We start from the raw sequence: 273 nt of genomic DNA, 5'->3' as shown, positions 1-273 counted from the left end.
GTAGCCCGGCTGCATGCGCAGGGTCAGCGGGTGGCCGGCGGCCGCCGCGGCCTGGCGCAGGGCGTCGGGCTTCAGCTGGTTTTCCAGGAAGTCGTCGCTGTCGCCCTGGTCCACCAGCAGGGGCAGCCGTTCCGTCGCGTTGGCGATCAGGGCGCAGCTGTCCCATTCGGCCCAGCTCCTGCGCTCGGAGCCCAGATAGTTGGTGAAGGCCTTCTCGCCCCAGGGGCAGTTCATCGGGTTGGTGATCGGCGAGAAGGCCGAGACCGAGCGGTA

Annotated in this window: 1 protein-coding gene; it reads right to left on the bottom strand. The window is 69.6% G+C overall.

Annotated features, from left to right (window positions below; translation table 11 throughout):
• The coding region (locus tag JT719_RS24725; RefSeq protein WP_242693468.1) for an alpha/beta hydrolase-fold protein at positions 1-273 on the bottom strand (273 nt) is incomplete at both ends.

The organism is Sabulibacter ruber, from assembly GCF_017355955.1.
Classification (GTDB): Bacteria; Bacteroidota; Bacteroidia; order Cytophagales; family Hymenobacteraceae; genus Nibribacter; species Nibribacter ruber_A.
This window is presented reverse-complemented; position numbering and strand designations above follow the sequence as displayed.